General features: G+C 67.5%; 12 protein-coding genes. 10 read left to right on the forward strand and 2 right to left on the reverse strand.

Going from position 1 to position 14,422, the window contains the following annotated elements; translation table 11 throughout:
- Positions 1-5: 5 nt before the first annotated feature.
- Complete coding sequence (locus BLQ49_RS00410; RefSeq protein ID WP_091712396.1) at positions 6-923, reverse strand: response regulator transcription factor; 918 nt, start codon at positions 921-923, stop codon at positions 6-8.
- Positions 916-4,281, reverse strand: a complete 3,366-nt coding sequence (locus BLQ49_RS00415) for a hybrid sensor histidine kinase/response regulator (protein ID WP_091712398.1) — start codon at positions 4,279-4,281, stop codon at positions 916-918. Before BLQ49_RS00415 ends, BLQ49_RS00410 begins: the two co-directional genes overlap by 8 nt.
- 229 nt (positions 4,282-4,510) lie before the next feature.
- Between BLQ49_RS00415 and urtA the strand changes: the two genes are divergently transcribed.
- The 10 genes from urtA to BLQ49_RS00465 all read left to right on the forward strand — a co-directional run bounded on the left by urtA (position 4,511) and on the right by BLQ49_RS00465 (position 14,391).
- Complete coding sequence (gene urtA / locus BLQ49_RS00420) at positions 4,511-5,782, forward strand: urea ABC transporter substrate-binding protein (RefSeq protein ID WP_091712400.1); 1,272 nt, start codon at positions 4,511-4,513, stop codon at positions 5,780-5,782.
- Positions 5,783-6,016: 234 nt separating this feature from the next.
- Complete coding sequence (gene urtB / locus BLQ49_RS00425; RefSeq protein ID WP_091712402.1) at positions 6,017-6,943, forward strand: urea ABC transporter permease subunit UrtB; 927 nt, start codon at positions 6,017-6,019, stop codon at positions 6,941-6,943.
- Between the two features lie 13 nt (positions 6,944-6,956).
- Positions 6,957-8,141, forward strand: a complete 1,185-nt coding sequence (gene urtC, locus BLQ49_RS00430) for an urea ABC transporter permease subunit UrtC (protein ID WP_091712404.1) — start codon at positions 6,957-6,959, stop codon at positions 8,139-8,141.
- 8 nt (positions 8,142-8,149) lie between these two features.
- Entirely contained in the window at positions 8,150-8,935 is a 786-nt protein-coding gene (gene urtD, locus BLQ49_RS00435; protein ID WP_091712405.1) for an urea ABC transporter ATP-binding protein UrtD, read from the forward strand.
- Between the two features lie 2 nt (positions 8,936-8,937).
- The gene (urtE, locus tag BLQ49_RS00440; RefSeq protein ID WP_167627592.1) at positions 8,938-9,702 is read left to right on the forward strand and encodes an urea ABC transporter ATP-binding subunit UrtE; all 765 of its coding nucleotides are present in this window, start codon (positions 8,938-8,940) and stop codon (positions 9,700-9,702) included.
- Between the two features lie 9 nt (positions 9,703-9,711).
- Complete coding sequence (locus tag BLQ49_RS00445; protein WP_091712407.1) at positions 9,712-10,731, forward strand: alpha/beta fold hydrolase; 1,020 nt, start codon at positions 9,712-9,714, stop codon at positions 10,729-10,731.
- A 62-nt stretch (positions 10,732-10,793) separates the two neighbouring features.
- Positions 10,794-12,023 (forward strand): formamidase, encoded by a 1,230-nt coding sequence (gene fmdA / locus BLQ49_RS00450; protein ID WP_050733158.1) that lies wholly within the window; start codon positions 10,794-10,796, stop codon positions 12,021-12,023.
- Positions 12,024-12,205: 182 nt separating this feature from the next.
- Positions 12,206-12,523: an FmdB family zinc ribbon protein gene (locus tag BLQ49_RS00455; RefSeq protein ID WP_091712409.1), complete on the forward strand. Its 318-nt coding sequence runs from the start codon at positions 12,206-12,208 to the stop codon at positions 12,521-12,523.
- A gap of 183 nt (positions 12,524-12,706) precedes the next feature.
- Positions 12,707-13,762: an aliphatic amidase gene (locus BLQ49_RS00460; protein ID WP_091712412.1), complete on the forward strand. Its 1,056-nt coding sequence runs from the start codon at positions 12,707-12,709 to the stop codon at positions 13,760-13,762.
- A 59-nt stretch (positions 13,763-13,821) separates the two neighbouring features.
- Positions 13,822-14,391, forward strand: a complete 570-nt coding sequence (locus BLQ49_RS00465) for an ATP-dependent Clp protease proteolytic subunit (RefSeq protein WP_091712413.1) — start codon at positions 13,822-13,824, stop codon at positions 14,389-14,391.
- Positions 14,392-14,422: the final 31 nt, after the last annotated feature.

The following is a 14,422-nucleotide window of genomic DNA, read 5'->3' on the forward strand; positions in this document are numbered from 1 at the left end:
CCGGCTCAATCCTGAAGGTGGCGCGCCGCGATGATCGAGGCCGCGGTGCGGTTCTCCACGCCGAGCTTGGCGTAGATCCCTTCGAGATGCTTGGTCACAGTCCGGTGGCTCAGGCCCAGGATCTCGCCGATGTCGCGGCTCGATTTGCCGCGGGACAGCCAGAGCAGCACCTCCGCCTCCCGGCCCGTGATGGGCAGGCGCGCCCGCAGCCGCTCGATCCCCCCGGTCGGCGCCTCCCGCGACAGGCGCAGCAGGATCTCGTCCGGCGTCCGGCCGATGAAGCTCAGCACGAAGGCCACACCGTCGCGATCCGTCAAAGTCAGCGAGCCGGCCGACCCCGCAAGGCAGCCCCGCAGCCAGTCCCGGGCCCGGGCCGGCAGGACGAAGGCACCCGAGGGGTCGGCACCGAGCCCCACAAGCAACCGACCGGCCTGCGGCGTCGACCAGAGCACGGTCCCATCCTCCGCGACGGCGAACAGGGTCCGCCCCGCCGTGTCGAGGGCCGCCCGGGCGCTCTGCGCGGCGCGGGCACTCGCCAGATGCACGCGGATCCGCGCCAGGATCTCGTCGGGGGCGATCGGCTTGGTGACGTAGTCGATACCGCCGGCGCTCAAGCCCTCCACGATGTGCTCGGTCTCGCTCAGGCCCGTCATGAAGATCACCGGCACATGCGCGAGCTGCGGCTTGGCCTTGAGCCGGCGGCAGGTCTCGAATCCGTCCATGCCGGGCATCACGGCGTCGAGCAGGATCACGTCGGGGGTGATCTCGTCCACGAGCGCCAGGGCGAGGTCGCCGCCCACCGCCACCAGCACGGTGGCGCCGGACCGCTCGATCGCCTCCGTAAGGAAGCTCAGCGTGTCGGGGGAATCGTCGACCACCAGGACGACGTCCCGGTTCGGCCGGCCCCCGGCGGGCTCAACCATTGCGGGCCAGCCCCTGGAGCACCGACAGGTAGCGGCGCAGGTCGTAGCCCTCCACGAGCCCGCGCATCTGCGCCACGAAAGCGGGCGGCGCCGTGGCCTCCGCCTCCATCCGTTTGAGCGTCGCTTCGATGGCCCGGATATGACCGATCCGCCCGAGACGCAGGAGTTCGCCGATCTGCTCCGAGCCGGGTCCCGGCGTTTCCGGGGATTCGATGGCATCGGGCGGAAGGCTGGCCGGACCCGTCCATTCCAGGCGCAGCAGCTTGCCGACGCGCTCCATCACGTCGCGCAGGTCGAAGGGCTTGGCGAAGATCGCGTCGTGGGGCGCGTCGTCGCCGCGCACCGGGCTGATCTCGTGGACGTTGGCCGACATCATGGCGATCGGGCCGGCATGGCCGGCGGCGCGCAGGGCAGCGGCGACCGCCCAGCCGCTCATGCCCGGCATGGCGATGTCGAGCAGGATCAGGTCGATCCCGCCGGCCGCCACCGCCGCCAGGCAGTCCGGTCCCGAGCCGGCCTCCAGCACGGCGATGCCGTGCGGCTCCAGGATCGCCCGCATCAGGGCCCGGTGGGCGCTGTCGTCGTCGGCGACCAAGACGATGCGGCGGGCGCCGGCATAGGCTCGCTCCGGGGCCTCCGCGGGGGCAGGCAGGACGATCGGCGCGGGCTCGGCCACCGAGGCCAGCATCAGGCGCAGCCGCGCCTGCGTACCCCCACCCGGGGCCGCCGCGATGGTGATCTCGCCGCCCAGCAGCTGTGCCAGCAGGTTGGCGATGGTGAGCCCCAGCCCCGTTCCGGGCGTGCTGCGGGCGGCCGGCGTCGAGCCGCGCTCGAATGGCTCGAAGATCCGCCCGCGATCCGCCTCCGGGATGCCCGGCCCGGTGTCGCGGATCGTGAACACGGCGATCTGGCTGCGATAGCTCAGGTCCAGCGAGACCGTGCCGGTTTCCGTGAACTTGATCGCGTTCGACAGGAGGTTGAGCAGCACCTGCCGCAGGCGCTTCTCGTCCGTGGCGACGACGGCGGGCAGGATCTCCGGCCGCGCGAAGCGGAATTCCAGCCCGGCCTCCCGGGCCTGGAGGCGGACCATGTCGACGAGCTGATCGAGGAAATCAGCGAGCCGCACCTCATCGCGATGGATCTGGAGGCGGCCGGCCTCCATGCGGGAGATGTCGAGGAGCCCGTCGATCAGGCCGGACAGGTGCTGGCCGCTGCGCCGGATCACCCGGATGGCATTGAGCCGGTGCGCCGGGATCGCGGGATCGGATTCGAGCAGCTGCGCGTAGCCGAGCACGGTGGAGAGCGGCGTGCGCAATTCGTGGCTGATCCCGATCACGTAGCGGCTCTTGGCCTGATTGGCGGCTTCCGCCCGCTCCTTGGCCTCCTGCAATTTGGCATCCGTGACCTTGTGGGCGGCGATTTCCGCCTCATACAGGGTGGTCTGGCGCATGGTTTCGGCTTGCGCGACCCGGCGGCTCTCCTGCGCGAGCACGAACAGCCACGCCACGACGCCGAGGATCACCACCAAGGTGAAGAACACGCTGGTCAGCGCGGCCCGCAGGAATTCCCGGTGCTCCGGATGCGCGATGGTTGCACTCGCGTGGACGATGCCGAGGATCAGGCCGATCACCGCGCAGAGCGTCAGCATCACGGCGAGGTAACGGCCGAGCGGCGCGCCGATCCAGGCGGCGGTGCGGCCCGGCAGGATCCGGGCGACCGCCGCCTGCGCCTGCACCTCCAGCCGGCCGTGCGGCTTGCACAGGTCACCGCAGCGGGCGTCCAGCGAGCAGCAGAGGGAGCAGATCGGCGCGTCGTAGGCCGGGCAATGGGCCATGTCCTCGCCCTCGAAGGGCAATTCGCAGACCCGGCAGACGATCTCGTCCGCGGGCCAGTCGGTCTTCGGTTGGCGGGCGAGGTACCAGCGCCCCACCGTGGCCCAGGCGATCGCCGGGGCGGCGCAGAAGGCGGTGGCAAGCGTCAGCAGCGGCGCGAAGGGCTGGAGCGTGTGGCCGAGGAGCCCGGTATAGGCGAGCCCGCCGAGGCCGAGGGCCAGCACCATCGCGCCGGTGCCCACCGGGTTCACCGCGTAGAGATGGGCGCGCTTGAACTCGATGCCGGGGGGCGAGAGGCCCAGCCGCTTGTTCACCGCGAGGTCGGCGGCGAGCGCCCCGACCCAGGCCGACACCACCGACGCGTAGAGCGGCAGCGTGCTCTCGATGGTCTTGTCGATGCCGAGCTCCATCAGGAGCAGCGCGATGGCGACATTGAAGACCAGCCACACGACCCGGCCCGGATGGCTGTGGGTCAGCCGCGAGAAGAAATTCGACCAGGCGATCGAGCCGGCATAGGCGTTGGTCAGGTTGATCTTGAGCTGCGAGACCAGCACGAACAGCCCGGTGAGCAACAACGCCGCCCGCCCCCCCTCCCCGGTCAGGTAGCCGAACGCCACCGCGTACATGCGGGTCGGCTCGGCGGCGTGCTCGGGCGGCACGCCGTGGCCGAGCGCCAGCACCGCCAGCGCGGCGCCCAGCAGGATCTTGAGCATCCCCGGCAGGATCCAGCCGGCACCACCGGCCAGCACCGGCAACCACCAGCGCAGGTCGCGCTCACCCTTCGGCTCGGGAACGAACCGCAAGAAGTCGACCTGCTCGCCGACCTGGGCGAGGAGCGCCAGCAGGACGCCGGTGGCGAGCCCGAACCGTGCGAGATCGAAGCCCGTGCCACCATCCAGGCCCGGGAAGCGCACCAGCGCGCGCAGCGGCACCGCCCCCTGCGCGGCCACGAAGACGAGCGGCAGCAGGCTCAAGCCGATCCAGAGCGGCTGCGACCAGATCTGGAACCGGCTGATCAACCGGATGCCGTAGACGACGAGCGGGATCACCGCCCCCGCACAGAGCAGGTAGCCGATCCCGAGCGGCAGCCCGAAGCAGAGCTGCAGCGCCAGCGCCATGATCGCCGCCTCAATGGCGAAGAACAGGAACGTGAAGCTCGCGTAGATCAGCGACGTGACGGTGGAGCCGAGATAGCCGAACCCGGCGCCGCGGGTCAGCAGGTCCATGTCGACCCCGTAGCGGGCGGCGTAGACGGTGATCGGGATCGCCGTGGCGAAGATGATCAGGCCGACGAACAGCACCGCCACCACGGTGTTGGGGAAGCCCGCGGTCAGGGCCAGCGTGCCGCCGATCGCCTCCAGGGCGAGGAAGGAGACCGAACCGAGCGCCGTCTGCGCCACCTCGAAGCCGGACCAGCGCCGCGCCTTCTTGGCGGTGAAGCGGAGCGCGTAATCCTCCAGGGTCTCATCGGCGACGAAGCGGTTGTAGTCCCGGCGGATCGGGATGATGCGCTGCACACCGGTCATGACACCGCAAGCCCGCGCGCGCGCGAACGTTTCAGTATTCGGACGGCGCCCAGTTTACTCGCGCCCACGACCGACATGACCTCACACGATTTCGTCGCGATGGTGCAGCGCATGCAAAGGTACGGCCATACGCAAAATCGCGTATAGGCCGCAGCGCGACATCAGACCTAGCCTGCGCTCGTCGATCCGGGCCGCCTCTCGAAGCCCGGACGCCAACAGGGTCAGGCAGATGGCAGACGACACCGATACCGGCGCCGATCACGGTTTGCGCTCGCCGCTGCGGCGCAGGCTGCTCATGGGGCTGGCCGGCGCCCCGGCGCTGGCGCTGATGCCGCGCGGCGCCTGGGCGGCAGCCCCGCCGACCGCGTCGGTCAACACCACCGGCCTGGCGGTGACGGACACGGAAGTGACGGTCGGCATCCTGCACTCGATCACCGGCACGATGGCGATTTCCGAGACCGGCGCGCAGGAGGCGGAAAAGCTCGCGATCCAGCAGATCAACGACGCCGGCGGCGTGCTCGGCCGGAAGATCAAGATCATCCAGGAGGACGGCGCCTCCGACTGGCCGACCTTCGCCGAGAAGGCCAAGAAGCTCCTCGTCAACGACCATTGCGCGGCCGTGATGGGCTGCTGGACATCGGCCTCGCGCAAGGCGGTGCTGCCGGTCTTCGAGCAGTATAACGGCCTGCTCTATTACCCGACCTTCTACGAGGGCCTGGAGCAGTCGAAGAACGTCTTCTACACCGGCCAGGAGGCCACGCAGCAGATCCTCGCCGGGCTCGACTGGGTCCACAAGGAGAAGGGCGGCGACAGCTTCTACTTCATCGGCTCGGACTACATCTGGCCGCGCACCTCCAACAAGATCGCCCGCAAGCACGTCGAGAACGTGCTCAAGGGCAAGGTCGTCGGCGAGGAGTACTTCCCGCTCGGCCACACGCAGTTCAACTCGGTGATCAACAAGATCAAGCTGACCAAGCCGAAGGTGATCTTCGCCGACGTCGTCGGCGGCTCGAATGTGGCCTTCTACAAGCAGCTCAAGGCGGCGGGCATCGACCTGTCGAAGCAGGTGCTGATGACGATCTCGGTCACCGAGGACGAGATCGACGGCATCGGCGGCGAGAACATCGCCGGGGCCTATGCCTGCATGAAGTACTTCCAGTCGATCGACAACGAGAACAACAAGGCGTTTGTCGCCGCCTTCAAGAAGATGTGGGGCGAGAAGACCGTCATCGGCGACGTGACGCAGGCGGCCTATCTCGGCCCGTTCCTGTGGAAGATGGCCTGCGAGAAGGCCGGCTCCTTCGACGTCGACAAGGTGGTGGCGGCCTCGCCCGGGATCGAATTCAAGGCTGCGCCGGAAGGCTACGTCAAGATCGACCCGAACCATCACCTCTGGTCGAAGACCCGGGTCGGCCGGGCCAAGACCGACGGCCAGTTCGAGATCGTCTACACGAGCCCCGAGCTGATCAAGCCGGATCCGTTCCCGAAGGGATATCAGTAGCCGCACCGCTTCTTCCCTCCCCCCTCTGCGGGGGAGGGTGGCCCCCGAAGGGGGTCGGGAGAGGGGAACCCGGCTCCCGAAAGAGGCGCAGCCTTCATGAAGGCCATAGCCTCGTCCTGCACCGTCGCTCCCCTCTCCCGACCCCCGCTGACGCAGGGGCCACCCTCCCCCGCAGAGGGGGGAGGGAGAGCGGCGCGGAAGTCCATCGTCCTGCCCTCGCGCGGAGACCGACACATGCTCGGCGACTACTCCCTCGGCGACCTCGGCGCGATCTTCGCCATGCAGGGCTTCGCCGGCCTGATCCTGTTCTCCGTCTACCTGCTGATGGCGCTCGGGCTCGCGATCATCTTCGGCCAGATGGGCGTGATCAACATGGCCCACGGGGAGTTCATGATCCTCGGCGCCTACGTCACCTATCTCTGCTCGACCTTCTTCCAGACCTACCTGCCGGCGCTGTTCCCGATCTATTTCTTCATCGCGATGGGGCTGGCGTTCCTCGCCTCCGGGGCCTTGGGCATGCTGGTGGAATGGGGCCTGATCCGGTTCCTCTACAAGCGCCCGCTCGACACGCTGCTCGCCACCTGGGGCCTCTCGCTGATCCTCCAGCAGGCCTACCGGTCGATCTTCGGCGCTCGCGAGGTCGGCGTCGAGCTGCCGTCCTGGCTGATCGGCTCGGTCCAGGTCACCGACACGATCGAGATCCCGATCAACGGCCTGTTCGTCATGGCCGTCACCATCCTGATCACCGTCAGCGTCGCGCTGCTGATCTACCGCTCGCGCTTCGGCCAGCAGGTCCGCGCCGTCATGTCGAACCGCGCCATGGCGGGGGCGGTCGGCATCGATACCGAGAAGGTCGACCGCTACACGTTCGGCCTCGGCTGCGGCATCGCGGGCGTCGCCGGCGCGGCCTTCACGATGATCGGCTCGACCGGGCCGACCTCGGGCCAGCTCTACATCGTCGACACCTTCCTGATCGTCGTTTTCGGCGGCGCCGCGAGCCTCCTCGGCACCATCGCGTCTGCCTTCTCGATCTCTCAGACCCAGTCGACCCTGGAATTCTTCCTCTCCGGCTCGATGGCCAAGGTCATCACCCTGCTCGCGGTGGTCGGCATCCTGATGTTGAGGCCCCAGGGCCTCTTCACCCTCAAGGTTCGGCGCTGAGGATCTTTTCGCGATGACGAACCCCGTCCAGACCCTCACCAAATCCGTCACCGTCAACGACAACCCGTTCATGAAGCCGGTGGAGTGGCTGAGCCTCCTCCTCCTGGCCGGGGTGATCCTGGTCGTCCTGCCGCTGATGCTCGACAGCTTCCGCCTCAACCTCGTCGGCAAGTACCTCACCTACGCCTTCGTGGCGCTTGGGCTGGTGATCTGCTGGGGCTACGCGGGCATCCTGTCGTTGGGCCAGGGCGTGTTCTTCGGGCTGGGCGGCTACGGCATGGCGATGTACTTGAAGCTGGAGGCTTCGAGCGTCGCCAACACCAAGATCCAGTCCACCCCCGGCATCCCGGACTTCATGGACTGGAACCAGATCACGGCGCTGCCCTGGTTCTGGCAGCCGTTCAAGAGCCTGCCGCTGACGCTGATCCTGACGGTCGCGGTCCCGGTCCTGTTCGCGATGCTGATCTCCTTCGCGATGTTCAAGCGCCGGGTCGGCGGCACCTACTTCGCCATCATCACCCAGGCGATCGCCGCGATCCTGACGATCCTGATCGTCGGCCAGCAGGGCTACACCGGCGGCATCAACGGCATCACCGACCTGCGCACGCTCCACGGTTGGGATATCCGCACCGACGGCGCCAAGACCATCCTGTACTTCCTCAACGGCAGCCTGCTGATCGCCTGCATCCTGGCGGCGCAATATGTGAAGAAGTCGAAGCTCGGGCGCATCCTCGTCGCCATGCGCGACAAGGAGGACCGGGTCCGCTTCTCCGGCTACTCGGTGGCGGGCTTCAAGGTCTTCGCCTTCTGCTTCGCCGCCGGATTGGCGGCGATCGGCGGGGCGATGTTCACCCTGCAGGTCGGGTTCATGTCGCCCTCCTTCGTGGGCATCGTCCCCTCGATCGAGATGGTGATCTACGCCGCGGTCGGCGGGCGCATGTCGCTGTTCGGCGCGGTCTGGGGCACGCTGCTCGTCAACTGGGCCAAGACCAGCTTCTCCGAGAGCTTTCCGGATCTATGGCTGTTCGGCCTCGGCGCCCTGTTCATCGCGGTGGTGCTGGCCTTCCCGAACGGCCTCGCGGGGATCTGGCGGGAGCATATCGAGCCGCGCCTCACCCGCCGGGTGAAGGGCCTGCGCGCCCCGCCGTCCGCGATCGTCCCGCCCGAAAGTGCGCCCGTTGGCGCCCCGGCCGAGTGAGTCGAACCATGAACGCCGCGATCCTCTCCTCCCCCGTGGTCGGCGCCGAGGCGGCCCCGCCCGATCACCTCCTCGCCGTTGAGGCGCTGACGGTCTCGTTCGACGGGTTCAAGGCGGTGAACGACGTGTCGTTCTACGTCGAGCCCGACGAGATCCGGGTAATCATCGGCCCGAACGGCGCCGGCAAGACCACGGTCCTCGACCTGATCTGCGGGCGCACCCGGGCCAGCGCCGGCTCGATCAAGTACAAGGGCCAGGAGCTGACCAAGCTCTCCGAGAGCGCGATCGTGCAGGCCGGCGTCGGCCGCAAGTTCCAGACGCCGTCGATCTACGACGACCTCACGGTGTTCGAGAACCTGGAGATCTCGTTCCCCCGCGGGCGCTCGGTTTTCGGCGCGCTGACGTTCAAGCGCGACGCCGAGGTCCGCGACCGCATCCACGCCATCGCCGAGACGATCTTCCTGAAGGACCAGCTGAAGGAGCGGGCCGAGTTCCTGAGCCACGGCCAGAAGCAATGGCTGGAGATCGGCATGCTGCTGATCCAGGACCCGGAGCTGCTGATGCTCGACGAGCCGGTGGCGGGGATGAGCGTCGGCGAGCGGATAAAGACCGCCGAACTGCTCAACCAGATCATCAAGGGCCGCTCGGTGCTGGTGATCGAGCACGACATGAAGTTCGTCGAGGACATCGCCCACCGGGTGACCGTCCTGCACCAGGGCAAGGTGCTGTCTGAGGGTTCGATGGAGCGGGTTAAGAACGACCCGAAGGTCATCGAAGTGTATTTGGGACATTGACGATGGGCTCGCTTCAGACCGCGCATCCGCCCCTGGTCCAGGCGCCGCCCCTCGCCACGATCCCCTCCGCCACGCCGGCGCTCGCCGTCGAGGACCTACACGCCGCCTACGGCCAGAGCGAGGTCCTGCACGGGCTCACCTTCTCGGTGGCGCCGGGCGAGATCGTCGCCGTGATGGGCCGCAACGGCATGGGCAAGACCACGCTGATGAAGACCCTGATGGGCCTCGTGCCCGTCAAGGCCGGGTCGATCCAGGTCGAGGGTGCGGACATCGCCGGGCTCAAGAGCCACGCCCGGGTCGCCAAGGGCCTCGCCTACGTGCCGCAGGGCCGCATGATCTTCTCGACCATGACGGTTCAGGAGAACATCGAGACCGGCCTCACGGTCACCGGCACCCGCAAGGTGCCCCAGGACCTCTACGACATGTTCCCGGTCCTGCTGGAGATGAAGGGACGGCGCGGCGGCAACCTCTCGGGCGGACAGCAGCAGCAACTCGCCATCGCCCGGGCGCTGGCGAGCCGGCCGAAAGTCCTACTCCTCGACGAGCCCACCGAGGGCATCCAGCCCTCGATCATTCGGGAGATGGGCCGGACGCTCAAGAAGATCCGCGACGCGCGCGGCCTCTCCATCGTGGTGTCCGAGCAGGTCCTGAGCTTCGCCCTCGACGTCGCGGACCGGGTGATTGTGCTGGAGAACGGCGCCATCGTCCACGAGGCCCCGCGCGACGGGATCGACGAGGCCGCCGTCGCCCGGTTCCTGTCGGTCTAGGGGCGCAGCATGGCCGATCACGAGATCTTCGAACTCGGCGACTTCGTGCTCCAGTGCGGCAAGACGCTGCGCGGGGCCAAGCTCGCCTTCAAGACCTTCGGGACGCTGAGCCCGGCCAAGGACAACGCCATCGTCTACCCGACCTGGTACTCGGGCCAGCACACTGAGAACGAGTGGCTGATCGGCCCCGGCAAGGCGCTCGACCCGGACAAGTACTTCACCATCATCCCGAACATGTTCGGCAACGGGCTCTCATCCTCGCCGAGCAACACGCCCGCGCCCTGGAACGGGCCGCGCTTCCCCAACGTCACCGCCTACGACAACGTCCGCGCCCAGCACCGCCTCGTCACCGAGCATTTCGGCATCGAGAAGCTGGTTCTCGTCACCGGCTGGTCGATGGGCGCGCTCCAGACCTACCACTGGGCGTCGATGTACCCCGACATGGTGCCGAAGATCCTGCCGTTTCAGGGCTCGGCCAAGTGCTCCCGGCACAATTACGTGTTCCTGGAGGGCGCCAAGGCCGCGCTCCAGGCCGACGCCGCCTGGGCGGAAGGCTGGTACACGAGCCCGCCGACGCGGGGCCTGCGGGCCTTCGGCCGGGTCTACGCCGGCTGGGGCCTGTCGCAGACCTTCTACCGGCTCGAAGCCGACATCACCCACATGGGCTACGCCTCGCTGGAGGACTTCCTGATCGGGTTCTGGGAAGGCCTGTTCTACGAGCGCGACGCCAACAACCTGCTCGCCATGCTGTGGACCTGGCAGCACGGCGACATCAGCGCCAACGACACCTTCAGAGGCGACTTCAAGGCCGCGCTCGGCGCCATCCGCGCCAGGGCGATCCTGATGCCCGCCTCGACCGACCTGTATTTCCCGCCCGAGGACAACGCCATCGAGGCGGCCGCCATGCCGAACGCGGAGCTGCGCGTGATCGACACGTGGTGGGGCCACTTCGCGGGCGGGCCCGGTACCAGCCCGGACGACATCAAGGTCCTCGACGACGCGCTCAAGGAGCTGCTCGCGAGCGGGTGAGAGACGCGCAAAGGCGCGCGAACGGGGCCTGCCCCGGAGAGTCAGGGAGCTGGAGAGACGAGATGCCCGAGACGCTGATCAAGGTCGATCTCACGCAGTCGGCCTACGACAACGACATGGTGCACAACCGCTGGCACCCCGACATCCCGATGGTGGCGTACGTGAAGCCGGGCGCGGACTTCATCGTCGAGACCTACGACTGGACCGGCGGCTTCATCAAGAACAACGATTCCGCCGACGACGTGCGCGACATCGATCTGTCGATCGTGCACTTCCTCTCAGGGCCCATCGGCGTCGAGGGCGCCGAGCCCGGCGACCTGCTGGTGGTCGATCTCCTCGACATCGGCGCCAAGCCCGAGAGCCAGTGGGGCTTCAACGGCTTCTTCTCCAAGAAGAACGGCGGTGGCTTCCTGGACGAGCACTTCCCGCAGGCCCAGAAGTCGATCTGGGACTTCGAGGGGATGTTCACCAAGTCGCGCCACGTCCCGGGCGTGCGCTTCCCCGGCCTGATCCATCCCGGCCTGATCGGCTGCCTGCCCGATCCCAAGATGCTGGAGACCTGGAACACCCGCGAGAAGGCGCTCTACGACACCAATCCCGAGCGCGTGCCGGCGCTCGCCACGCTGCCCTTCGGCCCGACGGCCCATATGGGCCGCCTCAAGGGCGACGCGAAGGACGCGGCCGCCGCCACCGGTGCCCGCACGGTCCCGCCCCGCGAGCACGGCGGCAATTGCGACATCAAGGACCTGTCGCGCGGCTCGAAGATCTACTTCCCGGTCTACGTGCCTGGCGCCGGCCTCTCGATGGGCGACCTGCATTTCAGCCAGGGCGACGGCGAGATCACCTTCTGCGGCGCCATCGAGATGGCCGGCTGGGTGCATCTCAAGGTCGAGCTGATCAAGGACGGCATGGCCAAGTACGGGATCAAGAACCCGATCTTCAAGCCGTCGCCGATCACGCCGAAATTCGACGACCACCTGATCTTCGAGGGCATCTCGGTCGACGAGCACGGCGGCCAGCATTACCTCGACGTGCACATCGCCTACCGGCAGGCCTGCCTGAACGCGATCGAGTATCTGAAGAAGTTCGGCTACTCGGGCGCGCAGGCCTACTCGATCCTCGGCACGGCGCCGGTCCAGGGCCACATCTCGGGCGTCGTCGACATCCCGAACGCCTGTGCGACGCTCTGGATACCGACCAAGATCTTCGAGTTCGACATCAACCCGGGCGCCGACGGACCGACCAAGTTCCTCGACGGCTCGATCCAGATGCCGCTCTCGCCGGATCTCTAAATGATCCCTCGTCCGGCGGGCACCTCGGTCCAGCCGGACACGACCTACCCCCTCTCCCGTGCGGGAGAGGGTTGGGGTGAGGGATGCGACCTCTCCGGAAAGTTCTCGCCCCTCACCCTGTCCCTCTCCCGCACGGGAGAGGGGACCCGCGCTTGACCCGGCAGCCTTTCTGGAAGCACCCCATGCCCGTCTACGACTACGCCTGCGAGGCCTGCGGTCCCTTCACGGTGATGCGGCCGATGGCCGAGTTCCGCGATCCGCACGCCTGCCCGGATTGCGGGGGCACGAGCCAGCGCGCCTTCCTCACCGCGCCGCGCATCGCCGGCATGGATGCGGGCCTCAGAACCGCCCACGCCACCAACGAGCGCAGCCGCCATGCACCCAAGCGCTCGGGCAGTCACGGGGCGGGCTGCGGCTGCTGCTCACCCAAGAAGGCGACCGCCGCCCCGGCCGCCGCCAAGAGCTTCCCGAAGGCAAGGCCCTGGATGATCAGCCACTGAGCCGGACAGGCGGACTGCGCGCACCATCGTTCCCCTCCCCCCTGTGGGGAGGGGTTAGGGGTGGGGGTGGTGCAGAAGGCACCGCAGCGCTCGATCCTGCTCAACCCCCACCTCCAACTCCTCCCCACAGGGGGAGGAGAGCGCGTCAGCGCTGGAAATCCGCGATCAGGAGGACATCACGCCATGATGCACGGAGACATCTCGTCCAGTCAGGACAGCGTCGGCGTCGCCGTCGTGAACTACAAGATGCCGCGCCTGCACACCCGCGCGGAGGTGCTCGAGAACGCCAAGGCGATCGGCAAGATGATCGTCGGGATGAAGACCGGCCTGCCCGGCCTCGACCTCGTGATCTTCCCGGAATACTCGACCCACGGCATCATGTATGACGCCGCCGAGATGTACGAGACTGCTTCCACGGTCCCGGGCGCCGAGACCGAGGTGTTCGCCGCCGCCTGCCGCGAAGCCAAGGTCTGGGGCGTGTTCTCGCTCACCGGCGAACGCCACGAGGAGCACCCGCACAAGGCGCCCTACAACACCCTGATCCTGATGAACGACCAGGGCGAGATCGTTCAGAAGTACCGCAAGATCATGCCCTGGACCCCGATCGAGGGCTGGTATCCGGGCGACCGCACCTACGTGTCGGACGGGCCGAAGGGGCTGAAGATCAGCCTGATCATCTGCGACGACGGCAATTATCCCGAGATCTGGCGCGACTGCGCCATGCGCGGCGCAGAGCTGATCATCCGCTGCCAGGGCTACATGTATCCGGCCAAGGAGCAGCAGGTCGTCATCTCGAAGGCGATGGCTTTCGCCAACAACGTCTACGTTGCCGTCTCGAATGCTGCCGGCTTCGACGGCGTCTACACCTATTTCGGCCACTCGGCGATCATCGGCTTCGACGGTCGGACGCTGGGCGAGTGCGGCGAGGAGGAGATGGGCATCCAGTACGCGGCCCTGTCGAAGTTTCTGATCCGGGATTTCCGCGCCCACGGCCAGTCGGAGAACCACCTCTTCAAGCTGCTGCACCGCGGCTATACCGGCATGATCAACTCCAAGGAGAACCGGCACGGGATGTCGGAATGCCCCTACGAGTTCTACCGGCGCTGGATCGAGGATCCCGACGGAACCCGCGACGCCGTCCGGGCCATTACCCGGCAGAGCGTCGGCACGGAGGAATGCCCGATCAAGGGCATCCCCTTCGTGGGCAAGGGCGCGGGCGCGCCGGACCCGGTACGCTGAGGTCACGGGTTCGGGGCCGCGGGGGCGGTTCCGGACCGATCTTACGACGAGGAAGCCCCTTGGACACCACTCCGCTCGGCCCCACCGCCTTCCGGGCCCCGGCCGTCCTGCTCTCGGGATCGGTCGATTACGACATGTACAAGGATTTCCGCCGCCAGCTCGGCGCGGCGGAGCAGCGTGAGATCGTCGTGATCGAGCTGACGACGCTGGGCGGCGATCCCGAGGTCGCCCGAATGATGGGCGAGGACATCCGCTTCAACAGCGCAATGGCCCCGAACCGGCGGTTCGACTTCCTCGGCAAGGCGGCGATCTACTCGGCCGGCACCACCTTCATGAGCTTCTTCGCGAAGCCGAACCGCTACCTGACCCGCGGGACGCGGCTGATGATCCACGAGCGTAAGATGAACAAGCAGCTCCACGTTCAGGGGCCGCTCACGACCTGCGTCGCCGCCGTGAAGGCGACGCTGAACGAGATCCTGTGCTCGATCGAGATCCAGAACGAGGGGTTTTCGAACCTCATTCAGGGCTCCGACGTGACCCTGGACGAGGTGCTCGAGAAGGCTCCGGCCAATTGGTATCTGAATGCGGAAGAGGCCAAGCGGCGGGGTTTGATCGAGGGGATCATTTAAACCGCGTCTTTGCGAACGGAATGAAGCAACC

The organism is Methylobacterium phyllostachyos, from assembly GCF_900103445.1.
Lineage (GTDB): Bacteria > Pseudomonadota > Alphaproteobacteria > Rhizobiales > Beijerinckiaceae > Methylobacterium > Methylobacterium phyllostachyos.